The 21,243-nt window shown below is 70.5% G+C and carries 21 protein-coding genes; 17 read left to right on the top strand and 4 right to left on the bottom strand.

What is annotated here, in order from left to right; translation table 11 throughout:
• Nucleotides 1–131 precede the first annotated feature (131 nt).
• Both ACQY4O_RS10045 and ACQY4O_RS10050 read left to right on the top strand, forming a co-directional pair.
• Nucleotides 132–1,574, top strand: coding sequence for an FAD-binding oxidoreductase (locus tag ACQY4O_RS10045; RefSeq protein ID WP_428376229.1), 1,443 nt, complete (start codon nucleotides 132–134; stop codon nucleotides 1,572–1,574).
• 22 nt (nucleotides 1,575–1,596) lie between these two features.
• Nucleotides 1,597–3,237, top strand: coding sequence for an amidase (locus tag ACQY4O_RS10050; protein WP_428376231.1), 1,641 nt, complete (start codon nucleotides 1,597–1,599; stop codon nucleotides 3,235–3,237).
• Here ACQY4O_RS10050 and ACQY4O_RS10055 read toward each other — a convergent pair.
• Nucleotides 3,205–4,707 carry an NCS1 family nucleobase:cation symporter-1 gene (locus ACQY4O_RS10055; protein ID WP_428376233.1) on the bottom strand — a complete coding sequence of 501 codons (1,503 nt, stop codon included), beginning with the start codon at nucleotides 4,705–4,707 and terminating at the stop codon, nucleotides 3,205–3,207. The genes ACQY4O_RS10050 and ACQY4O_RS10055 overlap by 33 nt on opposite strands.
• A 319-nt stretch (nucleotides 4,708–5,026) precedes the next feature.
• On the opposite strand from ACQY4O_RS10055, the gene ACQY4O_RS10060 reads away from it, so the two are divergent.
• From ACQY4O_RS10060 to ACQY4O_RS10095, 8 genes are all read left to right on the top strand, one after another.
• Entirely contained in the window at nucleotides 5,027–5,500 is a 474-nt protein-coding gene (locus ACQY4O_RS10060; protein WP_428376235.1) for a hypothetical protein, read from the top strand.
• Nucleotides 5,501–5,509: 9 nt separating this feature from the next.
• Complete coding sequence (locus tag ACQY4O_RS10065; RefSeq protein WP_428376237.1) at nucleotides 5,510–6,019, top strand: DUF5384 family protein; 510 nt, start codon at nucleotides 5,510–5,512, stop codon at nucleotides 6,017–6,019.
• A gap of 97 nt (nucleotides 6,020–6,116) precedes the next feature.
• On the top strand, nucleotides 6,117–7,649 hold the full coding sequence (locus ACQY4O_RS10070; RefSeq protein ID WP_428376239.1) for a UxaA family hydrolase: 1,533 nt from the start codon (nucleotides 6,117–6,119) through the stop codon (nucleotides 7,647–7,649).
• Nucleotides 7,646–8,581 carry a dihydrodipicolinate synthase family protein gene (locus ACQY4O_RS10075; RefSeq protein WP_428376241.1) on the top strand — a complete coding sequence of 312 codons (936 nt, stop codon included), beginning with the start codon at nucleotides 7,646–7,648 and terminating at the stop codon, nucleotides 8,579–8,581. Before ACQY4O_RS10070 ends, ACQY4O_RS10075 begins: the two co-directional genes overlap by 4 nt.
• Before the next feature lie 118 nt (nucleotides 8,582–8,699).
• Nucleotides 8,700–9,674: a sugar phosphate isomerase/epimerase family protein gene (locus tag ACQY4O_RS10080; protein ID WP_428376243.1), complete on the top strand. Its 975-nt coding sequence runs from the start codon at nucleotides 8,700–8,702 to the stop codon at nucleotides 9,672–9,674.
• 7 nt (nucleotides 9,675–9,681) lie between these two features.
• On the top strand, nucleotides 9,682–11,412 hold the full coding sequence (locus ACQY4O_RS10085; RefSeq protein WP_428376245.1) for a dihydroxyacetone kinase family protein: 1,731 nt from the start codon (nucleotides 9,682–9,684) through the stop codon (nucleotides 11,410–11,412).
• Between the two features lie 6 nt (nucleotides 11,413–11,418).
• A complete protein-coding gene (locus ACQY4O_RS10090; RefSeq protein WP_428376247.1) occupies nucleotides 11,419–12,174 on the top strand; it encodes a triose-phosphate isomerase family protein in 756 nt (251 codons plus the stop codon).
• A 12-nt stretch (nucleotides 12,175–12,186) separates the two neighbouring features.
• A complete protein-coding gene (locus tag ACQY4O_RS10095; RefSeq protein ID WP_428376249.1) occupies nucleotides 12,187–13,152 on the top strand; it encodes a 3-hydroxyacyl-CoA dehydrogenase family protein in 966 nt (321 codons plus the stop codon).
• On the opposite strand, the gene ACQY4O_RS10100 is transcribed toward ACQY4O_RS10095, so the two are convergent.
• Nucleotides 13,153–14,187, bottom strand: a complete 1,035-nt coding sequence (locus ACQY4O_RS10100; protein ID WP_428376251.1) for a methyltransferase domain-containing protein — start codon at nucleotides 14,185–14,187, stop codon at nucleotides 13,153–13,155.
• A 10-nt stretch (nucleotides 14,188–14,197) separates the two neighbouring features.
• On the bottom strand, nucleotides 14,198–14,692 hold the full coding sequence (locus ACQY4O_RS10105; protein ID WP_428376253.1) for a hypothetical protein: 495 nt from the start codon (nucleotides 14,690–14,692) through the stop codon (nucleotides 14,198–14,200).
• Nucleotides 14,693–14,826: 134 nt separating this feature from the next.
• On the opposite strand from ACQY4O_RS10105, the gene ACQY4O_RS10110 reads away from it, so the two are divergent.
• The 6 genes from ACQY4O_RS10110 (at nucleotide 14,827) to ACQY4O_RS10135 (ending at nucleotide 20,561) form a co-directional block, all read left to right on the top strand.
• Nucleotides 14,827–16,887, top strand: coding sequence for a transketolase-like TK C-terminal-containing protein (locus ACQY4O_RS10110; protein ID WP_428378163.1), 2,061 nt, complete (start codon nucleotides 14,827–14,829; stop codon nucleotides 16,885–16,887).
• Nucleotides 16,888–16,900: 13 nt separating this feature from the next.
• Entirely contained in the window at nucleotides 16,901–17,920 is a 1,020-nt protein-coding gene (gene gap / locus ACQY4O_RS10115; protein WP_428376255.1) for a type I glyceraldehyde-3-phosphate dehydrogenase, read from the top strand.
• Complete coding sequence (locus ACQY4O_RS10120; RefSeq protein WP_428376257.1) at nucleotides 17,920–19,179, top strand: phosphoglycerate kinase; 1,260 nt, start codon at nucleotides 17,920–17,922, stop codon at nucleotides 19,177–19,179. The genes gap and ACQY4O_RS10120 overlap by 1 nt, the downstream gene beginning before the upstream one ends.
• 76 nt (nucleotides 19,180–19,255) lie before the next feature.
• A complete protein-coding gene (locus tag ACQY4O_RS10125) occupies nucleotides 19,256–19,447 on the top strand; it encodes a hypothetical protein (RefSeq protein ID WP_428376259.1) in 192 nt (63 codons plus the stop codon).
• A gap of 101 nt (nucleotides 19,448–19,548) precedes the next feature.
• On the top strand, nucleotides 19,549–20,145 hold the full coding sequence (locus tag ACQY4O_RS10130; RefSeq protein ID WP_428376261.1) for an NUDIX domain-containing protein: 597 nt from the start codon (nucleotides 19,549–19,551) through the stop codon (nucleotides 20,143–20,145).
• A 17-nt stretch (nucleotides 20,146–20,162) separates the two neighbouring features.
• Nucleotides 20,163–20,561, top strand: coding sequence for a hypothetical protein (locus ACQY4O_RS10135; RefSeq protein WP_428376262.1), 399 nt, complete (start codon nucleotides 20,163–20,165; stop codon nucleotides 20,559–20,561).
• Between the two features lie 10 nt (nucleotides 20,562–20,571).
• Here ACQY4O_RS10135 and ACQY4O_RS10140 read toward each other — a convergent pair whose 3' ends face one another.
• A complete protein-coding gene (locus tag ACQY4O_RS10140) occupies nucleotides 20,572–21,012 on the bottom strand; it encodes a cupin domain-containing protein (protein WP_428376263.1) in 441 nt (146 codons plus the stop codon).
• Nucleotides 21,013–21,045: 33 nt separating this feature from the next.
• Between ACQY4O_RS10140 and ACQY4O_RS10145 the strand changes: the two genes are divergently transcribed.
• On the top strand, nucleotides 21,046–21,240 hold the full coding sequence (locus ACQY4O_RS10145; protein ID WP_428376264.1) for a hypothetical protein: 195 nt from the start codon (nucleotides 21,046–21,048) through the stop codon (nucleotides 21,238–21,240).
• Nucleotides 21,241–21,243 lie beyond the last annotated feature (3 nt).

Genomic DNA, 21,243 nt, shown 5'->3' on the forward strand with positions numbered 1-21,243 from the left:
GCCACGCCGGCCGGCGCCGTTGGCGCCTCTCGCTCGGCATAGCGCATTCTCAAACGGTCTTAGAGCATGATGCTGGCATCATGCTCTGCTTGAGGGTGAAATAGAACATCGGAGCCGGTACTCTGGCCGTCATGCAACAGCACGCCATCCCGCCACTGCGTCCGCCCGACACCGCCCTGCTCGCCGCCCTGCGCGAACGGCTCGGCGAGGCCGCCGTGCTCACCGGCCGCGATACCGACGGCTATTGCGAGGACTGGCGCGGGCTGTATCACGGCCGGGCGATGGCGGTGGTCCGGCCGGCCGACACCGAGGCGGTCGCCGACGCGGTGCGGCTGTGCGTGCAGCACCGGGTCGCGATCGTGCCGCAGGGCGGCAACACCAGCATGGTCGGCGGCGCGTCGCCGCACGAGGATGGCAGCGAGATCGTGCTCAGCCTGTCACGGCTGACACGGGTACGCGGCATCGATGCGATCGACATGACGCTGTCGGTCGAGGCCGGCGTCACGCTGAAGGCGGCGCAGGACGCGGCGCGCGAGGCCGGCTGCCTGCTGCCGCTGTCGATCTCGGCGGAAGGCTCGGCGCAGATCGGCGGCGTGCTCGCAACCAACGCCGGCGGCAACAACACCGTGCGCTACGGCAACGCGCGCGAACTCGTGCTCGGCATCGAGGCGGTGCTGCCGAACGGCAGCGTGCTCAGCGGCATGCGGCGACTGCGCAAGGACAATACCGGCTACGCGCTGCGCCACCTGCTGGTCGGCTCCGAAGGCACGCTCGGCATCATCACCGCCGCCGTGCTGCAGCTTGCACCGCGGCCGCACAGCCTCGAGGTGGCGCTGTGCGGGGTCGCGTCCCCCGAGGCGGCGCTCGCCCTGTTCACCGAGTTCCGCAGGCGGGATCCGTCGGCGATCCAGGCCTACGAGTTCATGTCCGGCACCGGCATGGCGCTGGTCACCGGGCTGATCGAGGGTGCGAGCCTGCCGCTGGAGGGGACGGCGCCGCACTATGTGCTGGTCGAGCTGGCCTCCGGCCGGGAGAGCGCCGGCCTGCGCGAGCTGCTCGAGGAGGTACTGGCGCAGGCGCTCGAGGACGGCTCGGTGCTGGACGCGGTGGTGGCCGAGAGCGGGGTACAGCGGGCGGCGATCTGGCGGCTGCGCGAGGAGCATTCGGAAGCCCAGAAGCGCGCCGGCGCCAGCGTCAAGAACGACGTCTCGGTACCGGTCTCGCGCGTGCCCGAATTGATCGCGCGCGCCACCGAGGCGTGCGCGGCGCTGATGCCGGGCATACGGATCGCGCCGTTCGGGCATCTCGGCGACGGCAACATCCATTTCAACCTGGTCCAGCCCGAAGCCATGCCGCGCGAGGTGTTCCTGGCGCGGGACCACGAGATCATGGACACGGTGGGCGCGGTGGTGCGCGCGCTGGACGGATCGTTCTCCGCCGAGCATGGCGTCGGGCGGCTCAAGCCGTACATGATGCCCGACTGGCGCGGCGGCGCCGAGCTCGACACCATGCGGCGGATCAAGCAGGCGCTCGATCCGCTCGGATTGTTCAATCCCGGCAAGCTGCTGCCCTAACTCCGGATCTCGACGAGGCCTGATGCAAGGACCATCCCTAGCCACGCTGCCGCGCGCGCTGTTGCTGCTCGGCGCCATCGCCCTGACAGGAGCCGCCATGCCGCCGACGAACTACGATGTGCAGCACAAGGGTATTGCCGATGTTGCCGGCGACATGCAGGCGGGGCACGTGAGCGCTGCGGCCCTGGTGCGGGCGTATCTCGCGCGCATCGCGGCGGTCGATCATGCCGGGCCGTCGCTGCATGCGGTGATCGCGCTCAATCCGCAGGCCGAGGCCGAGGCCGCGGCGAGCGACCGGCGCCGCCGGTCGGGAGCGCCGCCGCGCGCCCTGGAGGGCGTCCCGATCCTGGTGAAGGACAATATCGAGACAGAGGATGCGATGCCGACCACCGCCGGCTCGCTGGCACTGGCAGGGAACGTCACGCATCGCGATGCGCCGCTGGTGGCGCGGCTGCGCGCCGCGGGCGCGATCATCCTGGGCAAGACCAACCTGTCGGAGTGGGCCAACATGCGCTCGTCCGCCTCGATCAGCGGCTGGAGCGGCGTCGGCGGCCTGACCCGCAACCCGTATGCGCTCGACCGTTCCGCCTGTGGCTCGTCGTCGGGCAGCGCCGCGGCGGTTGCGGCCTCGCTGGCGCCGGCCGCGATCGGCACCGAGACCGACGGCTCGATCACCTGCCCGGCCTCGCTGACCGGACTGGTCGGGCTGAAGCCGACGGTGGGGCTGGTGTCGCGCACCCACGTAGTGCCGATCTCGGCGAGCCAGGACACGGCGGGGCCGATCACGCATACCGTGGCGGACGCGGCGCTGCTGGCCTCGGTGCTGGCGGGCCACGATCCGGCCGATCCGGCGACGGAGGATGCCGACGCGCATCGGCCGGCGGCCGTGCTGCCGGACACCGCGCACGCGCTGCAGGGCAAGCGCATCGGCGTGCTGCGCTTCCTGGCCGGCCACCACGCGGCGACCGACCTCGTCTTCGGCCGCGCGCTGGACCGGCTGCGCGAGGCGGGTGCGACCCTGGTCGAGATCAAGGACGGCCCGGACCTCGACGCCATCGGCAACGCCGAGATGACCGTGCTGCTCACCGAGTTCAAGGCCGGGCTCGACCTCTACCTCGCGAGCACGCCACCGGTGGTGACGACACGCACGATGGCCGACGTGATCGCGCTGAACGAGGCGCAGCATGACCGCGAGCTCGGCCTGTTCAACCAGGACCTGATGGTCCGCGCCCAGGCAACCGCGGGACTGAACGATGCGGGCTACCGCACGGCCTTATCGCAATCGCGCCGGATGGCCGGCGCCGACGGGCTCGACAAGCTGCAGGCGCAGAACAACCTCGACGCCATGGTGGCACCCACCGGCGGTCCGGCCTGGGTGGTGGACCTGGTCAATGGCGACCATGACGGCGGCAGCGCCTCGACGCTGCCGGCGGTGGCGGGATACCCGCACCTGACGGTGCCGATGGGCGATGTGGACGGGCTGCCAATCGGGCTCTCCTTCATCGGGCCGCGCTGGTCCGAGCAGCGCCTGCTGGAGTTCGGCGCCGCCTGGGAGGCGGCGGCCCGGATCAGGCAGCAGCCGCGCTACCTGCCGACGCTGCCGGAAACACCGGCGCAGCGGGCATTGCTGCTACCGGCCGGCCGCGGATCCGGGCCATCCTGACCGCACGGACGCGGGCGGCATGACCAGCCCGCCGGCCAGCCCGCGATAGACCAGCGCCCCGGCACCGGCGCCGATCAGCCAGCCCCAGGCACCACAATCGCGGATCACCCCGTGGGCGCCGAGCAGGGCGAGCCCGATCGAGAGCAGGCCGGCGATGCCGAGGGCCGCCAGTGCCCGGCGGTTCCAGCCGCGGTCATAGTAGAACGCGCCGTCGGGCGACAGGGTATACAGGTCCTCGACCACCACCTGCTGGCGGTGCACCAGGTAGTAGTCGGCGACCATGATGCCGAACATCGGCCCGAGCACCGCGCCGAAGATGCTGACGAACAGGGTGATCGCCTGCGGACTGGCGACGAACAGCCAGGGGCAGGCCAGCACCGACAGGATCGAGGTGATCAGGCCGCCAAGCCTGAAATTGATGCGCTGGGGATACAGGTTGGCGATGTCGTAGGCAGGCGAGACGAAGTTCGCCACGATGTTGATGCCCATGGTGGCGACGATGAAGGTGAGCGAGCCGATCACCACCACCACCGGGTTGCCGATGCGGCTCACGATCAGCACCGGGTCCATGATCGCGGTGCCGAACACGCGCAAAGTGCCGGCGGTGACGATCACCGTGATGACCGAGAACACCAGGAAGTTGACCGGCAGGCCGAGGAAGTTGCCGCGCCGCATCGCCGCCTCGTCGCGGCCGAAGCGGGCGAAGTCGCCGAAGTTCAGTAGCAGGGCTGCGAAGTAGGCGACGATCAGCATGGCGGCGTTCGCCATCGTGCCGATGGTGGCGGCGGTTGTCGCGGCCGGCGGCCTGAGTGGCAGCGCGAGGCTGGAGAAGCCGGTCTGCCAGAGCATCCAGGCGGCGAGCGCCATCATCACCACATAGACCACCGGCCCGCAGAAATCGATGAAGCGGCGGATGCGCTGCATGCCGCTGAGGAAGATCACCAGCTGGAACAGCCACATGAACAGGAAGCTGCCCCAGGCGAGCGTCGAAAGCCCGATGATGCTGTCGTGGGTGAGCCTGGCCGATGACGGGACCAGCGTGACCACCAGCACCTCGACCGCCTTGGACGCGAAATAGGTCTGCGCGCCGTACCAGACGATGCCGACGATGCCGCGCACCACGGCGGCGAGGTTGGCGCCCATGACCCCGAAGGCGATGCGGGCCACCACCGGATACGGGATGCCGTAGCGGAGCGAGGGGCGCCCGATCAGGTTCATCAGGCCATAGACCGCGAGGATGCCGACCAGCATCGAGATCAGCACCTGCCAGCCGGTCAGGCCGAGGAAGAACAGGCTGGCGGCGAAGGTGTAGCCGCCAACCGAATGCACGTCCGACATCCACATCGCGAACAGGCTGAAGGCGCCCCAGGTGCGTCCCGCGGGCGCGGTCGGGGCCAAATCCTCGTTGATCAGGCGCGGATGCGCCCCGGTGATGACCAGGGTCGGCACGCGGCGGCTGTTGGACGACATCGGGCGCTCCCTCCGGGGCTCGGCCGTTGCGGCAGGCTGCCGGTGCGGCATCGCGGAGCAAGTTCGATGCCAGACCAGCCTGGCCGCCAGGGTGCAGACGCGACGCCGTTCATCGCTGGCGCGAACCGGGACCAGCACGCGAACGCTAATTCTTCGTTAACCATCAAATTGTTAGTGACAGTTTACTTCGAGCGCAAATAGGGTCGCATCAGTTCGATACACGAACGAAATTCATTTCCCGACAACCTCATTGAAGTTCACCGCCATGAACACCTCCTGGATTTTCCGTGCCGGTTTTTGTTTTGCTATCGCAACTTCCTTGTCGGCGTGCGAGACGCCCGGCGAGGACCTCAAGGCGAACGTCTATACCGCTGACCAGGTAAATTCGCGCCAGGCCGCCAATGTGGTCGACATCCTGGCCGTGCTCCCGGCCCGCGTCCAGGTCGACAACACCCGCAACCAGCAATCGGCGCAGATCATCGGCGGCCTGATGGGGGCCGCGGCCGGCGGCTTCCTCGGCGGCGGTCTGGCCCGTCACAACGTTCTCGCGTCGGGAACGGTCGGCGCCGTGGGCGGTGGTCTCGTCGGCGCCGGTGCCGGTTCGCTGGTTCCGGGTACGATCCTGGTGGATGGTGTCTCGCTGACCTACGTGGACCATGGCCAGACCTACAGCTCGACCCAGGTCGGCGCGGCCTGCGAGTACATGCCAGGCCATGCGATCATGATCGAGACCACGCCGACGACGACCCGGATCCAGGCCAACACGACCTGCCCGGTCCTCAAGAAGGCCTGAGCCCCCGCGATGAAACGCTCATTCGCACTTCTGCTGGTGATGGCGCCGCTCGGACCGGCATGCGCCCGCCAGGTCAGCGCAGGACAGATCGACGCCGTCTATGCGGCGCAGCAACAGCAGGAGGCGGCGGAGCGTGACGCCGCACTCGCGCAGCAGGCCGCGGTGGAACAGGCCCAGCAACATCAGGCCGGCATCGAGCGGGCCCGGGTTGCCGCCGCGGCCGAGCGCGAGCGCGCGCGCCTCGCCGACGCACATGCCGACAAGGCCCGCGACCAGGGCTACCAGGACCAGCTTCGTGCCATCGACGTGCAGGAGAAGCTGCTTCGGCTGCAGGCGGCAAAGGCGCGTGTGGCTCGCGAGAACGAGTTCATCGACCGTGACCTGCAGAAGCAATCCGCAGAGAACGACGTGATCAAGTCGCAGGCGGATGCCGTCAGGAACCTCTCCTCCGGCGAGAAAACACTGCTCGAGAAGACCGGGGACGCCGAGGTGAAGGCGCAGTCCGGGCTGTTCCGCTGATCGGGCGGGGCGGCCGCGGGCGCCGGCCGATGCCGCCGGATTGCACCCGCCGGTCGGGGGGAATAACTTCCCCCCGGTACCTGGAACCTGCCGAGCCATGGATCGTGTCGTCCCCGCCATCACCCTGCTGCACGAGCGCGATAATGTCGCGGTGGCGCGGCGACCGCTGGCGGACGGCGAGCGGCTGGCACCGGCAGGGCTCGCCATAAGGATGCCGGTCCCGCGTGGGCACAAGGTGGCGCTGCAGGCCATCGAGGCGGGGCAGCCGGTGCGCAAATACGGCCAGGTGATCGGCTTCGCGACCGCGCCGATCGCAGCGGGAGACCATGTCCACACCGCCAACATGGCGATGAGCGACCTCTCGCTGACGCACGAGTTCTGCGTCGATGCGGCGGCCCCCGAGCTGCTGCCCGAGGCCGAGCAAGCCCGCTTCCAGGGCTATCTGCGGCCGGATGGCCGCGTCGGCACCCGCAACTTCATCGCGGTGATCTCGTCGGTGAACTGCTCGGCGACCGTCTGCCAGGCGGTGGCGCAGCACTTCAACCAGAGGGGGGCCCTGGACGGGTTCGAGAGCGTGGACGGGGTGATCGCGCTCACGCATGGCGGCGGCTGCGCGCTCAACACGCAGACCGAGGGCTACCGGTTCCTGACCCGCACCATCGCCGGCTACGCCACCAACCCCAATGTCGGCGGCGTGCTGATGATCGGGCTCGGCTGCGAGACCAACCAGATCCCGGCCCTGATGCAGGCGCACGGGCTGGTGGAGGGCGCGACGCTGCGCACCATGACGATCCAGGAGACCGGCGGCACCCGGCGCACCATCGAGGCGGCGATCGCGATCCTGCAGGAGATGCTGCCGGTGGTGGGGGCCGTGCAACGCACCCCGCAACCGGCCAGTGCCCTGGTGCTGGCGCTCGAATGCGGCGGCTCGGACGGCTATTCCGGCATCTCGGCCAATCCGGCGCTCGGCTTTGCCTCCGACCTGCTGGTGCGGCATGGCGGCACCACCGTGCTGGCCGAGACACCGGAGATCTACGGCGCCGAGCACCTGCTGACCCGTCGCGCGGCGCGTCCCGAGGTCGCAGAGAAGCTGCTCGCGCGCATCGACTGGTGGCGCGAGTACGCGCAGCGCCACCAAGCCGAGCTCAACAACAATCCCTCGCACGGCAACAAGGCGGGGGGTCTCACCACCATCTTGGAGAAGTCGCTGGGTGCTGTGGCCAAGAGCGGCACCGCCCGGCTGGAGGCGGTGTATGAATATGCCGAGCCGATCACGTCGCATGGCTTCGTGTTCATGGACACGCCCGGCTACGATCCGGTCGCGGTGACCGGCCAGGTCGCCGGCGGCTGCAATGTGATCTGCTTCACCACCGGGCGCGGCTCGACGTCGGGGTTCCGGCCGGCGCCCTGCATCAAGATCGCCACCAACACGCCGATGTACGAGCGCATGGCCGAGGACATGGACGTCAATACCGGCGGCATCATCGACGGCAGCGACACCATCGCAGCGGCCGGCGAGCGCATCTTCCGCAGCATCCTGGCGGTGGCGTCCGGCCAGCACACGCTGAGCGAGGATCTCGGCTATGGCAGCAACGAGTTCGTGCCGTGGCAGCTCGGCGCGGTGATGTGACTGTGACGACATTCGACAAGATTGCCTATCGCGGCGTCTTCCCGGTCATGCCGACGATCTTCGACGAGGCCGGTCGGCTGGACCTCGACGGGCAGCGCCGCTGCACCGACTTTATGCTCGACGCGGGCTCGGACGGGCTGTGCATCCTCGCCAACTTCTCCGAGCAGTTCGTGCTGTCCGACGACGAGCGCGCCCTGCTGACGCGCACCATCCTCGAGCATGTGCGCGGACGCGTGCCGGTGATCGTCACCACGACGCATTTCTCGCAGCAGATCTGCGCCGAGCGATCGCGCGAGGCGCAGGCGCTGGGGGCCGCGATGGTGATGGTGATGCCGCCCTATCACGGCGCCACCATCCGGGTGCCGGAGGCCGGCATCGAGGCGTTCTTCCGGGTGTTGTCGGATGCTACCCGCATTCCGATCATGATCCAGGACGCGCCGGTCAGCGGCACCGCGTTATCGGCGGCTTTGCTGGCCCGCATGGCGCGCGAGATCGACCACGTCTCCTACTTCAAGATCGAGACCGCGCAGGCGGCCAGCAAGCTGCGCGAGCTGATCGCCCTCGGCGGCGAGGCGGTCGTAGGACCCTGGGACGGCGAGGAGGCGATCACCCTGCTCGCCGATCTCGACGCGGGCGCCACCGGCAGCATGACCGGGGCTGGTTTCCCGGACGCGATCGGCGCCATCGTGCACGACTTCCTGGCCGGACGCCGGGATGCCGCCATCGCCGGCTACGAGCGCTGGCTGCCGCTGATCAACTACGAGAACCGGCAATGCGGCCTGCTGGCGGCGAAGGCGCTGATGCGCGAGGGTGGCGTGATCGCCTGCGAGGCACCGCGCCTGCCGCTGCGTTCGTTGCACCCGCAGACCCGGGCCGGCCTGATCGAGATCGCCCGGCGGCTGGATCCGCTGGTCCTGCGCTGGGGCCGGTAGTCCGGGCCGGGAATCGTGACTGGACGCTTATGGTAGCGCTGTCTAGACCAGCAGCTCTGCCGGCCGGCGCTTCCAGCCCAAAACGAGATGCGAACCGCAGCCTGAATTCGGGAGGACCATGACGATGCCCGCAACGCCGTCGCCCACGGACACGTCGCCGACGCTCACCAACCTGAACTGGCCGATCGCGGCCGCGATGATCCAGTATGCCAACATCCTGCCGGATGGCAGCTCGGTGCAGGACCAGTCCGCCGAGCAATGGGCCGAGACGGTGTCGGACGTGAGCGGCGCCGGCTTCACCGAGATCGATCCGACCGACAGCTGGATACGCATCGCCGACCTCGCACCCTCCCGGCGACGCGAGTTCCTCGCTGTGCTCAGGGATGCCGGCCTGACCATCCCGGCGATCTCGACCGCGCGCCGCAGCATCATCGATCCCGAGCACGGCGCCGCCTACCTCGAATACAGCCATCGCCTGCTCGACGTGGCCGCCGAGATCGGGGCCGCGCATGTGAGCTTCGGGCTGTTCGGGCCGCTGACCGAGGCGCAGAAAACGGTGACCTGGTTCTGGACCGTGGACGGGGTGAAGAACCCGGACGATCCGGCGACCTACCGGCGTGCGGTGCAGGGCTACCAGGAGCTCGGCCGCCATGCCGAGAGCGTCGGCGTCGATATCGCGCTGGAGATGTACGAGGACACCTATGTCGGCTCGGCCGACGGCGCGGTGCGGTTCCTGCGCGACATCGATCATCCGGCGGTCGGCCTCAACCCCGATCTCGGCAACCTGATCCGGCTGCACCGCCCGATCGAGCGCTGGCAGTCGATGGTCGAGAAGACCATGCCCTTTGTGAAGTACTGGCACGCCAAGAACTACTTCCGCGACGAGGTCGAGGCCGAGGGCTTCATCGCCACCTCGCCGGCGCCGCTGGAACTCGGGCTGATCAGCTACCGGGTGGCGGTCAAAGCCGCGATCGCGCATGGCTTCCGCGGCGCGTTCTGCGTCGAGCATTATGGCGGCGACGGGCTCAGCGTGTGCGCCAGCAACCGCGAATACCTCCGCCGCATCCTGCCGAAGTCGATAGCGCCGACCTGAGCACACCATGACCCATCTGCATGACGATCCCTCGGCGTTCGCGGCCACCGCACTCGCGGGCTACTGCGACGTGTTCGCGCAGTTCGTGCGCGCGGTGCCGGACGGGGTGGTGCGCTCGACCGCTACCCCGGACGGCAAGGTGGCCCTGGTCATCGGCGGCGGCAGCGGCCACTACCCGGCCTTTGCCGGTTATGTGGGTCCGGGCCTGGCGGACGCCGCGGTCGCCGGCGACGTGTTCGCGTCGCCCTCGACGCGGGCGATCCGCGACATCGGCGTGCGCGCGCATCGTGGCGGCGGCATCCTGCTCGGCTTCGGCAACTATGCCGGCGACGTGCTGAATTTCGGCCTCGCCGCCGAGCGGCTGCGCGGCGACGGCATCGACGTGCGGGTGCTGGCGGTCAGCGACGACGTGGCCAGCGCGTCCGCCGCCGAGCACGAGCGCAGGCGTGGCGTCGCCGGCGACCTCGCTGTCTTCAAGATCGCGGGCGCAGCGGCGGAAGCCGGCAAGTCGCTCGACGAGGTCGAGCGTCTAGCCCGCCTCGCCAACGCACGCACGCGGTCGTTCGGGGTCGCGTTCGGCGGCTGCACGCTGCCGGGTGCCAAGGCGCCGCTATTCTCGGTGCCGGACGGGCGGATGGCAATCGGGCTCGGCATCCATGGCGAGCCCGGCATCGACGAGCTGCCGATCATGCCGGCCGCCGATCTCGCCGCACTCCTGGTCGACCGCCTGCTGTCGGAGGCGCCCCATGGCAGCGCGACCGGTGGCGGCTCCCGGGTGGCGGCGATCCTGAACGGTCTCGGCAGCACCAAGTACGAGGAATTGTTCGTGCTGTGGGCCGCGGTCGGCGCCCGGCTGCGCGATGCGGGCCTGGTCGTGGTGGCGCCCGAGGTCGGCGAGTTCGTCACCAGCCTGGACATGGAAGGCTGCTCGCTCACGCTGACCTGGCTCGACGACGAGCTGGAGGCCTGCTGGCTGGCACCCTGCGCCACGGCGGTGCTGCGACGCGGCGCCACCATCGAGGCCGAACCGGCACCGGTCGCGAACGAGACACTCGCCGCAGCCGAAAGCTGGCCGCAGGCCGGCCCCGAGGGCCACGCCGGCGGACGCTGCATCGCCGGCGTGATGGCGCATCTCGCCGACATCCTGCGCGACGCCGAGCCGGAGCTCGGCCGGATCGATGCGCAGGCCGGCGACGGCGATCACGGCCAGGGCATGGCGCGCGGCTCGGCCGCCGCCGCCGCCGCGGCAAAGGCAGCGTCAGCAGCCGGCGCCGGCGCGTCGAGCGTGCTGGCCGCCGCCGCCGATGCCTGGGCGGATCGCGCCGGGGGCACCTCGGGCGCGATCTGGGGCGTCGGCCTGCGGTCCTGGAGCCAATCGCTCAGCGACGATGCCGCCATCGATGCAAAGCGCCTGGCCGCCGGCGCTCTCGCGGCGCTGGCCGGCGTGACCCGCCTCGGGGGTGCCAAGCCGGGCGACAAGACGCTGGTGGATGCGCTCGACCCGTTCGCCCGCGCGCTCGAGGCCGCGGTGTCGAAGGGCGCTTCGCTCCGCGAAGCCTGGATGGCGGCGGCCGAGGCCGCGACCGAGGCGGCCAAGCGGACCGCGGACCTGGTGCCGCGGCTCGGGCGGGCGCGGCCGCTGGCGGAACGGTCGAAGGGGCACCCGGATGCCGGCGCGGTCTCGCTTGCCATGGCGGCGCGCGCGGTGCTCGACCGGCTCCCGGAAGACGATGGCTAAGGCGTGATGGCGCAAGCCGGGCCGCTCATCGGCGTCAGCCTCAAGATGTACATGGGGCTGGCGCGCACGCGGGCCTGGATGACCGAGCTTGCGGCGATGATGCGATCGCTGCCCCTCATGCCGTTCGAGCTGTTCGTGATCCCAAGCTTCCTGTCGATCGGCGATGCGGTGCAGGTCCTCGATGGCGTCGGTGTCGCGGTGGGGGCGCAGGACGTGTTCTGGGAGGATGCCGGCGCCTATACCGGCGAGGTGTCGGCGCCGATGCTGGTCGAGGCCGGCTGCTCCTATGTCGAGATCGGGCACGCGGAGCGGCGCGCGCTGTTCGGCGAGACCGACGCGGATGTGGCGCTGAAGGTGAAGGCCAGCGTGCGCGCCGGGCTCATCCCGGTGCTGTGCGTCGGCGAGGTCGTCGAGGCTGGCCCGGAGGAGGCCATCGCCGCCTGTGCGGTGCAGATCGACGCGGCGCTCGACGGCATCCCCGCCGACAGCGAGGTCGTCATCGCCTACGAGCCGGTCTGGGCGATCGGCGCACCCGAGCCAGCCGGCGCACCCTACATCCGCGCGGTGGCGCAGGGTCTGCGCCGGCATCTCGAAGCCAACAGGAATGCGCGCCTGATCTATGGTGGCAGCGCCGGGCCCGGCCTGCTGTCCAGGCTGGACGGTGCGGTCGACGGGCTGTTTCTGGGCCGGTTCGCCCACGATATCAGCGCCCTCAGGGAGGTGCTCATGGAAGCCGGAACGCGCGCCAACAACTGCGAATGACAGGGACAGGCCATGATTGAGAAGATCAACACCGTCGCCGTGGTCGGTGCCGGCTACATGGGCGGCGGCATCGCGCAGTCGCTCGCACTCGCCGGCATGCAGGTGACGCTGGCCGACGTCTCGGCCTCGGCGACGCATGCGGCACTTGAACGCCTGCTCAAGGAGAGTGCGCAGTTCGAGGAGCAGGGCCTGTTCCCCAGGGGCGCCACGCAGACGATCCGCGCCAACCTGGCGGCGGCGGACTCGATCGAGGCGGCCGTCGCCGGCGTCGATTTCATTGAAGAGGCGGTGCCGGAAATACCCGCGATCAAGCACGAGGTGCTGCACCGGATCTGTGCCGCGGCGCGCGCCGAGGCGATCATCGGCACCAACACCTCGACCTTGCCGGTGCATACGCTGGCCCCCGCGGTGACCCATCCCGAGCGCTTCCTGACGGTGCATTTCAGCAACCCGGCGCCGTTCATCCCGGGCGTGGAGCTGGTCTCCGGCAAGGCCACCGATCCTGCCATCGTGCCGGTGGTGAAGGACATGCTGGCGCGTGCCGGGCGCCGTGGCGCCGAGGTCGCCGACACGCCGGGCTTCGTGCTCAACCGGCTGCAATACGTGCTGCTCAAGGAGGCGATGTCGATCGTCGAGGAGGGCATCGCCTCCCCCGAGGATGTCGATACCATCGTCTCCACCACGTTCGGCTTCCGGCTCGCGTTTTTCGGTCCGTTCGCGATCGCCGACATGGCGGGACTCGACGTCTATGCGAACTGCTTCAAGACCTTCGAGGATGCGTTCGGCGACCGCTTCGCCACCCCCGAGATCCTGAAGTCGCTGGTGGCGGAAGGCAAGTTCGGCACCAAGAGCGGCGAGGGCCTGACCGGCAAGTTCACCCCGGAGCAGCTCGCCGGCCTGATCGCCTACCGCAACAAGGCCTATGCCCGCATGGGCCAGCTGATGGACGAGCTCGGCCCGTCGCCGCTGCGTCAGTAGTCAGGTCTTCGCGGCGCCGTCTGCCAGTCCGGCCAGCAGGCGGCGCAGCGGCGGCGGCAGCGGGCGGCCCAGCCGCGGCAGCGAGCGGCCGATCCGCGCGCCGAGCCGATACGCACCCGAGACGGAATTCGCGGCGCGCGGCGCTGCCACCGACTGCGCGGCTGCGTCCCGCCAGCTCGACGCAGCCACCCCCCGGTCGTCGCATGGCGCCAGCCCGACGATGAAGTCCAGCCCGTCCGGCTGGGTGTCGCGGAACAGGCTGCAGCGCAAGGCGAGCACGCCGAACGCCGCCAGGTCGGCGAGCAGCAGGCAGAAGCTGCGTGGCGTCACCACCCAGCAATGCACGTCCTCGTACGCTCCCGGCGCCAGCGAAGCCCGGCAGGCGGCCTCCGCCCAGCGGTAGCGCGCGGCATCGACCGGCGGCGGCGGCGGCACCTCGCCGCGCCAGATGCAAGCCGGGTCCGCCGCCACGACGGTCAGGTACTGGTCCGCGACACGCGCCGGCGGCGGCCGCGTGCAGCCGGCCACCTCGGCCGCGAGCAGGTCGGCAAGACGGCTCTCGGCGCGGTGGTGGTCGAAGCAGAAGCGCCGGTCGGGCAATACCAGCCTGATCTGCCCGCCGGGCGACAAGGCCCGGGCCAGCGCGCGCAGCCAGCCGATCAGGTCGGGCACGTGCTCGGCGACATGCGCCGCCACGACGTAGTCGACCGGCCCGTACGCCACGCACCATGCGTCCAGCCCGGCGCCGCCGCGGTCCCAGACATGGCCGACCGGGGCCAGCGCCGCGGTCCGCACGCCCGGATCGCCGGCATATTTGGCGCGCAGCGTTTCGGTGTCGGCGTGGTCGACATAGAGGATGCGGCCCTGCGCCGGCGTCACCACGGGGCGGTCGAGCGGGCCGATCTCGACCCCCTGTAGGCGCGCGATGTCGAGACCGGACAACAGCGCCGCATTGCGCGGCAGCGCATGCTGGACGCCAGTGCGCGGCAGCGCATGCTGGACGCCAGTGCGCGGCAGCGCGGCCGGGACGTTCACCCGGACCGGCTCACCGGACGAACACCCGGACCTCGGCATCCTTGGCCGCCGGATCGGCGAACGCGCTCATCTCGACCTGCAGCGCCGAGGCGCCGTCGGCGGTGATGGCCTGCGCCACCGCCCTGCCCTCGCTGTCGATCACCGCCCGCAGCGCGGTTGCCTGTGCCTGCGCATCGGCGCCTGGCTCGGCCCGGGCGATGCTCTGCACGGTGAACAGCACGTTCGGCTTGCGGGCGAGTGCCTCGTGCACCGCAGCGCTCAGGCGGGGCTGCCAGTCGTCCGGCGCCTGGCGGGTCGGCACCACCAGCAGCGGTGGCACCGGCGGCGGACCGGCCTTGGCCACTGCCGGCGCATGCGCCACCGGCTTGCGGCCGGCATTTCGGTCGAAGGTGCGCTGGTCGACCAGCTTGCAGCCTCCCAGCAGGCTCAGGGCCGGCAGGCTGGCCACAAGCAGGCCGGCGGCCAGGAAGCGAAGGCGTGCGCATGGACGCTGGATGCAAGGCATGTCGCGGCAGACGTTGCAGGAAGCCGCATCGCGTCACAAGGGCCCCGGCTTGCCGGGCGTGGCGCGGGCCAACTACCGGAGCCCGGCTTGCCGGGGGTGGCGCGGGCCAACTACCGGAGCCCGGCTTGCCGGGCGTGGCGCGGGCCAACTATACGACACGCATGGATGCAGACCTGCTCCTGGAGCACCGTTCGAAGACGCCAAGCGAGGTCGGCGACGCGTTCGGCGACAGGATCGCCCGATCGTCCGGAGCATCGGCGCGCGCCCTGGCGGCGGCCCTGCGGCTGGCTGTCGCGCGGCAGCCGCAGGCCCATGCCGGGCCCGGTCTCGCCATGGTCGAGGCCGCGAGCCTGCTCTGGAGCCGCGTTCTCAGGTTCGATGCCGCCGATCCGCACTGGCCGGACCGCGACCGCTTCGTCGTGTCGGGCGCCCGTTTTGCCCCCCTGCTGCGCGCCCTGCTCGGCCTGACCGGCGATCAGCTTGCGCCGGACGGACCGCTGTTCGGCTTCGGCCAGCATCCGGGGGTCGAGATGGCGGTCGGACCGGCCGGCCAGGGGATCGCGACCGGCGCCGGCATGGCGCTGGCCGAACGGCTGCTGGCCGCCCGCTTCGGCCACTCGCTGGTCGATCATCGCACCTGGGTGCTGGCCTGCGAGACGGACCTTTCCGCAGGCGTCGCCCTCGAAGCCGCTTCACTCGCGGGCCAGCTCCGTCTGGACCGGCTGTGCGTGCTGTTCGAGATGGATGCTCTCGGTGCGTCCGGCGGCGAGACCGGCGGCCCGATGGCGCGCTTTGCCGCCTGCGGCTGGTCGGTGCGCGGCGTCGATGCGCACGATCCGGAGGCGCTGGCCCAGGCGCTGGCGGGTGCGATGCGCAGCCGGCGGCCGAACCTGATCGCCTGCCGGGTGCAGCACGATCTTGCAGGCCGGGGGCATGCGGGCCGGGGGCATGCAGGCCGGGGGGCAGCCGCGGCCTGCGAGCCCTTCGAGATGCCGCTGGCACCCCGCGCCTGGCGCGAGTGCGGCAGCCGCGGGGCGACGGCGCGGCGAAGCTGGCTCAAGCGCCTGGTGCGGCACCGCCAGCGCGACGAGTTCGACCGGGTCATCGCCGGGCAGCTGCCGCCGCACTGGCGACGCGACTGGCGCAGCAGCTTCAGGCTGCTGGAGGAGCGCGCCCCCGACCCTGCTTGCCTCGCTCCCTGCCCCGGTTCGGCCCGCGGCGCGGTCGATGCCCTGCTCGACCTGCTGCCGGAATTCGTCGGTGTCTCCTCGGCGCCGGGCGGCCAGCGCGCCGAGCCGGGCCTGCAGATCGGCCGCAGCCTGTGTTTCGGCACCCAGGAGCATGCGATGGCGGCGCTGCTCAACGGGGTGGCGCTGCATGGCGGCCTGATCGCCTGCGGCACCGCCTCCTTCATCTCGGTGGATCGCATGCGCCCGGCGCTCCGGCTCGGCGCGCTGATGCGTCGGCAGGTCATCCACCTGCTGACCGATGACGGGCTGGCGCTGGGCGAGGATGGCGCCGCCTGGCAACCGGTGGAGCAGCTGGCCAGCCTGCGCGCGATGCCGAACGTGGCGGTGTTCCGTCCCGCCGACACGATCGAGCTGATGGAATGCTGGGATCTCGCCTTGCACCGCACCGACGGACCGAGCGTGATCGCGGTGCCGGCGCACATCCCGCCACCGGCGACGCCGCGACGCGGCGCCGGCAATGCCTGCGGGCGCGGCGGCTACGTGGTGGCGGAGGCCGACATGCGCGACACCGGCAGGCCGGCCGCAGCGCATGCCGCGCGCCGGGACGTGACCTTGATTGCGACCGGACCGGAGCTGGCCGTGGCGCTGGCTGCCCGGCTGCGCCTCGCGCGCCGGCAGATCGCGGCCGCCGTCGTCTCGCTGCCCTGCTGGGAGCTGTTCTCTCGCCAGGGCCCGGCCTATCGTGACGCGATCCTGGGCACGGCGCCGCGGATCGGCATCGAGGCCGCGTCCGGCTTCGGCTGGGAACGCTGGCTCGGGGCGGACGGCGTCTTCATCGGCATGGACGAGTTCGGCATCGCGGCGCCGGCGGATGAGCTCTACCGGCAGTTCGGCATCACCCCGGAGGCGGTGGCAGAGCGCGTGCATCGCCGGCTGAGGGCGTCCGGACGGCCGGATGGCCGCAGGACACAGAGCGTCGACCCAGTCCAGTTCGACCAGCAGTGAAAGGTTCAATGCAATGCCCGTGAAGGTTGCCATCAACGGTTTCGGACGGATCGGCCGTCTGGTGCTGCGCGGCATCGTCGAGAGCGCCCGCACCGATGTGGAGGTGGTCGCGATCAACGACCTCGGGTCGGTCGCGGACAACGCCCACCTGCTGCGCTACGACAGCGTGCATGGCCGCTTTCCGGGCCGGGTCACGGCCGAGGGCGACACCATCACCATCGAGGCGCAGGGGCGCACCTACGGCCCGATCAAGGTGTCGGCCGAGCGCGACCCGCTGAAGGTGCCGTACCAGGGCGTCGACGTGGCGATGGAATGCACCGGCCTGTTCACCAAGAAGGAGGCCGCGGCGCAGCTCATCGCCGCGGGTGCGCGCAAGGTGCTGGTCTCGGCGCCGGCGGACGGGGTGGACGCCACCATCGTGTTCGGCGTCAACCACGACACCATCACCCGCGAGATGACGGTCATCTCCAATGCGTCGTGCACCACCAACTGCCTGGCGCCGATGGCCAAGGTGCTGGATGACGCGTTCGGCATCGAGCGCGGCTACATGGTGACCATCCACAGCTACACCGGCGACCAGCGCACGGTCGACACGCTGCACAAGGACCCGCACCGCGCCCGGGCGGCGGCGATGAACATCATCCCGACCAGCACCGGCGCCGCCCGCGCCGTCGGCCTGGTGCTGCCGCAGCTCAAGGGCCGCCTGGACGGCACCGCGATCCGGGTGCCGACGCCGAACGTCTCGCTGGTGTCGCTCGACTTCGTGCCGCGCACCGTGCCGGGCAGCGTGGCCGAGGTGAACACCCTGTTCCGCGACGCCGCCGAGGGCGCGCTGAAGGGCATCGTGGTGTACAGCACCGACCCCTGCGTCAGCAGCGACTTCAACCATGTGGTGGCATCCTGCTCGTTCGATGCCACGCAGACCGCGCTCATCGACGGCGGCAAGCTAGTGCGGGTGTGCGGCTGGTACGACAACGAGTGGGGCTTCTCGAACCGCATGGCGGACACCGCCGCGGTGTTCGGCAGCCTCTGATGGCGTCTGATCCTGCCACTCCCGCTGTTCCGGAGGAGAAGCAGGCCGCGTTCCGGACCATCGACCGGCTCGACTGCAAGGGCAAGCGGGTGCTGCTGCGCGCCGACCTCAACGTGCCGGTGCGCGACGGCCGGATCACCGACCTCACCCGCCTCGACCGGCTGACGCCGACGATCCGCGAACTCGCCGACCAGGGTGCCAGGGTCATCGTGGTCAGCCATTTCGACCGCCCGAAGGGGGTCCGGGTGCCGTCGATGTCGCTGGCCCCGATCGGCGAGGCGCTGGCCGGCGTGCTCGGCCATCCGGTGCATTTCGCCGCCGACTGCATCGGGCCGCAGGCCGAGGCGGCGGTCGCGGCGCTGCACGACGGCGAGGTCCTGGTGCTGGAGAACACCCGCTACCACGCCGGCGAGGAGGCCAACGATCCGGAGATGGCGCGCGCATTGGCGTCGCTCGCCGACATCTACGTCAACGACGCCTTTTCGGCGGCGCACCGGGCGCATGCCAGCACCGAGGGGGTGGCGCGCCACCTGCCGGCGCATGCCGGCCGGCTGATGCAGGCCGAGCTGACGGCGCTGACCCTGGCGCTGGAGCATCCCGAGCGGCCGGTCGGCGCCATCGTCGGTGGTGCCAAGGTCTCCACCAAGCTCGACCTGATCGGCAACATCCTTGGGAAGGTGGACGTGCTGATCATCGGCGGCGCGATGGCCAACACCTTCCTCGCCGCCCAGGGACTCGAGGTCGGGCGCTCGCTGCAGGAGCCGGGCATGCACGACACCGCGCGCGCGATCCTGGAGCAGGCGCGCACCCGGGGCTGCGAGATTTTGCTGCCGATCGACGCCGTCACCGCGACCGAGTTCAAGGCCCACGCCGCGACCCGGACGGTGCCGATCGCCGAGGTGTCGGCGGATGCGCTGATCCTCGATTGCGGGCCGGAGACGGTGGCGCTGCTGAGCCGGCGGCTCGGCGGGTTGCGGACCCTGGTCTGGAACGGCCCGATGGGCGCCTTCGAGACGCCGCCGTTCAACGCCGGCACCAACGCGCTGGCGCAGGTGGTCGCGTCCCTCACCGAGGCCGGCACGCTGCGCTCGGTGGCCGGCGGCGGCGATACCGTGTCGGCGCTGCGCCAGGCCGGGGTGATGGACAAGATGTCCTATGTCTCGACGGCGGGGGGCGCCTTCCTGGAATGGCTGGAAGGCAAGATCCTGCCGGGCATCCAGGCGCTGGACGCGCTGGCCGGCATCGTGCTGCCGCGCTGAGGATCAGTCGCGCTGCGTCTGGTTTTCCTGTGCCGCCTTTACCGCTCCTTAACCAGCGCGGGCCGATGGTCGCACGATGATCAGCCCCAGCAGCCTTTCGGCCTTCTCGGCGTCGCGACCGGCCGCCTCCCCGGGTGCCGCGGCCGGGGCCGCCACCACGCGCACCGTGCAGCTTGCCGGCGCACAGCCGATGGCGCCTGCCGGCCAGCGCCCGGCGCAGCCGGACCCGACCGCGCGGCGTGGCAGCCTGCTCGACCGCATGGCCTGAGCCACCCGACCGATCAGTTGCACGGTTCAAGTTCGGTAACGGTTTATGTCGTTGCGGGAAAATCGTTTGATGTGACGGGCTGATCCGTTCACGTTCGCTCGATGTCACGTTTCTCCCGTCGCGTGCCGGACGGCGACCATCGCGAGCGGGTCTCCTGCCTCGATTGCGGTCACGTCTTCTACGAGAACCCGAAGCCCGTGGTGGGCGCGGTGGTCTCGCATGACGGCCGCGTGCTGCTGTGCCGACGCGCGATCGAGCCGCGGCGCGGCTACTGGACCTTGCCGGCCGGCTACATGGAACTCGGCGAGACCGCCGAGGAGGGTGCGCGTCGCGAGGTGCAGGAGGAGGCCGGCGCGGTCATCGAGACCGACGGCATCCTGGCGCTGTTCAGCATCAGCCGGATCGGCCAGATCCAGATCATCTATCGCGGACGCTTCGTCGAGGACGGCCGTCCGGTCTTTGCGGCCGGCGAGGAAAGCCTGGAGGTCGGCCTGTTCGGCTGGTCCGATATTCCCTGGAGCGACCTCGCCTTCCCGACCGTGCGCTGGGCGCTTGAAGCCTGGGCCGATGCCGGCAGCGGTCCGTTGCAGGCACCCTACGGCAATCCCGCGTCCGACCCGCGCGGTGACGTCTCGCTCCCCGGCCTGCCTGATCGTGCCGACCCCCTGCACGCCCACTCCCTGATGACGACGCGATGAGAAGAGGGCACCCATCGATGCTCGAACGCCACCCGGTCCGCCTGGCCGGCATGCTGCTGGCCGCCGCCTGCCTGTTGCCGATCGCCGCCGTTCGCGCCGCCGAGGGCCAGGAACCGGCTCCGCGCACCGTCAGCGCGATCCCGCTGGACAACGTGGCCCTCTCCAACGGGCTGGTGGTGCAGGCGCATGCCGAGGTGCTGCGGCCGGCGCCGCTGCCGGATCTCGATGTCTCCGCCCCCGGTCCGAGCAGCGACGCGCTCGAGGCGCAGGCATCTCCCAGCGTGGCCCCTGATCTGTTCAACCCGCAGGCGCATGTCGCCGGCGACGGCTACGCTTCCGGGTCGTCGATCGATGCCGACCACAACAACCGCCACTCCACCGGCGGCGGCATGAGCCTGTCGATCCCAGTACAGTAGGCAGCCGAGCCTACGGCTGCCGCTCGATGAAGCCTTCGGGCGTGCCATCCTCCGGATTGACGAAGACGATGTCCTTCGGGTCGCGGCGCGGCGCGTCGAACGACAGGAACACCACCGGCGGCTGCAGGATGTCGGGCAGCGCATGCACCGTGCCGCGCTCGAAGAACAGCAGCGTGCCGGGGCCGAACTCGGCCTGGTTGGCAGCCTGGCCCATCCAGAACGTCCCCCGCCCGGACAGCACGTAGAGATACTCGTCGCTATGCACGTGGTAGTGCGGCGGCGTCCCGCGATAGACCCGGAACAGCCGCGCGCTGGCACTCTCGCGATCGACCAGGTAGCGGTCGAGCAGCAGGGTCTGCGCGGTCTGGGGAAAGCCGGCGGCCAGCGCCGTCACGTCGAAGCTCGAAAATCCGGTGTTGTTGTCCGGCAGCGGTTTGTCCGGTATCTGCATGGCACACTCGCTCGGTTCGGGAGACACTTGGCAATGCTCGAGGTGGTTCAACAGGCCGATGGCCGGTTCGCGGTGCGGGACATCGGCGGCCGGTCGCTCGACGATGTCCTCGGCGTCTTCGACACGCAGCGCGAAGCGGACGAATGGATGCTGAGCCGCACGCTCACCGATGAGGGCAATACCGGACTCGGCGTCATGAAGCCCGGCGCCGGCGAGCGGAACAGCTGATCC

Origin of the sequence: Lichenicoccus sp. (assembly GCF_965277665.1) — a bacterium.
In the GTDB taxonomy this organism is placed as follows: Bacteria; Pseudomonadota; Alphaproteobacteria; order Acetobacterales; family Acetobacteraceae; genus Lichenicoccus.

Excerpts from the sequence above, each read along its gene's own strand:
- ACQY4O_RS10045 (WP_428376229.1), top strand. The coding sequence starts at position 132 with ATGCAACAGCACGCCATCCCGCCACTGCGTCCGCCCGACACCGCCCTG.
- ACQY4O_RS10050 (WP_428376231.1), top strand. The coding sequence starts at position 1,597 with ATGCAAGGACCATCCCTAGCCACGCTGCCGCGCGCGCTGTTGCTGCTC.
- ACQY4O_RS10055 (WP_428376233.1), bottom strand. The coding sequence starts at position 4,707 with ATGTCGTCCAACAGCCGCCGCGTGCCGACCCTGGTCATCACCGGGGCG.
- ACQY4O_RS10065 (WP_428376237.1), top strand. The coding sequence starts at position 5,510 with ATGAAACGCTCATTCGCACTTCTGCTGGTGATGGCGCCGCTCGGACCG.
- ACQY4O_RS10070 (WP_428376239.1), top strand. The coding sequence starts at position 6,117 with ATGGATCGTGTCGTCCCCGCCATCACCCTGCTGCACGAGCGCGATAAT.
- ACQY4O_RS10080 (WP_428376243.1), top strand. The coding sequence starts at position 8,700 with ATGACGATGCCCGCAACGCCGTCGCCCACGGACACGTCGCCGACGCTC.
- ACQY4O_RS10085 (WP_428376245.1), top strand. The coding sequence starts at position 9,682 with ATGACCCATCTGCATGACGATCCCTCGGCGTTCGCGGCCACCGCACTC.
- ACQY4O_RS10090 (WP_428376247.1), top strand. The coding sequence starts at position 11,419 with ATGGCGCAAGCCGGGCCGCTCATCGGCGTCAGCCTCAAGATGTACATG.
- ACQY4O_RS10095 (WP_428376249.1), top strand. The coding sequence starts at position 12,187 with ATGATTGAGAAGATCAACACCGTCGCCGTGGTCGGTGCCGGCTACATG.
- ACQY4O_RS10105 (WP_428376253.1), bottom strand. The coding sequence starts at position 14,692 with ATGCCTTGCATCCAGCGTCCATGCGCACGCCTTCGCTTCCTGGCCGCC.
- gap (WP_428376255.1), top strand. The coding sequence starts at position 16,901 with ATGCCCGTGAAGGTTGCCATCAACGGTTTCGGACGGATCGGCCGTCTG.
- ACQY4O_RS10120 (WP_428376257.1), top strand. The coding sequence starts at position 17,920 with ATGGCGTCTGATCCTGCCACTCCCGCTGTTCCGGAGGAGAAGCAGGCC.
- ACQY4O_RS10125 (WP_428376259.1), top strand. The coding sequence starts at position 19,256 with ATGATCAGCCCCAGCAGCCTTTCGGCCTTCTCGGCGTCGCGACCGGCC.
- ACQY4O_RS10130 (WP_428376261.1), top strand. The coding sequence starts at position 19,549 with ATGTCACGTTTCTCCCGTCGCGTGCCGGACGGCGACCATCGCGAGCGG.
- ACQY4O_RS10135 (WP_428376262.1), top strand. The coding sequence starts at position 20,163 with ATGCTCGAACGCCACCCGGTCCGCCTGGCCGGCATGCTGCTGGCCGCC.
- ACQY4O_RS10140 (WP_428376263.1), bottom strand. The coding sequence starts at position 21,012 with ATGCAGATACCGGACAAACCGCTGCCGGACAACAACACCGGATTTTCG.
- ACQY4O_RS10145 (WP_428376264.1), top strand. The coding sequence starts at position 21,046 with ATGCTCGAGGTGGTTCAACAGGCCGATGGCCGGTTCGCGGTGCGGGAC.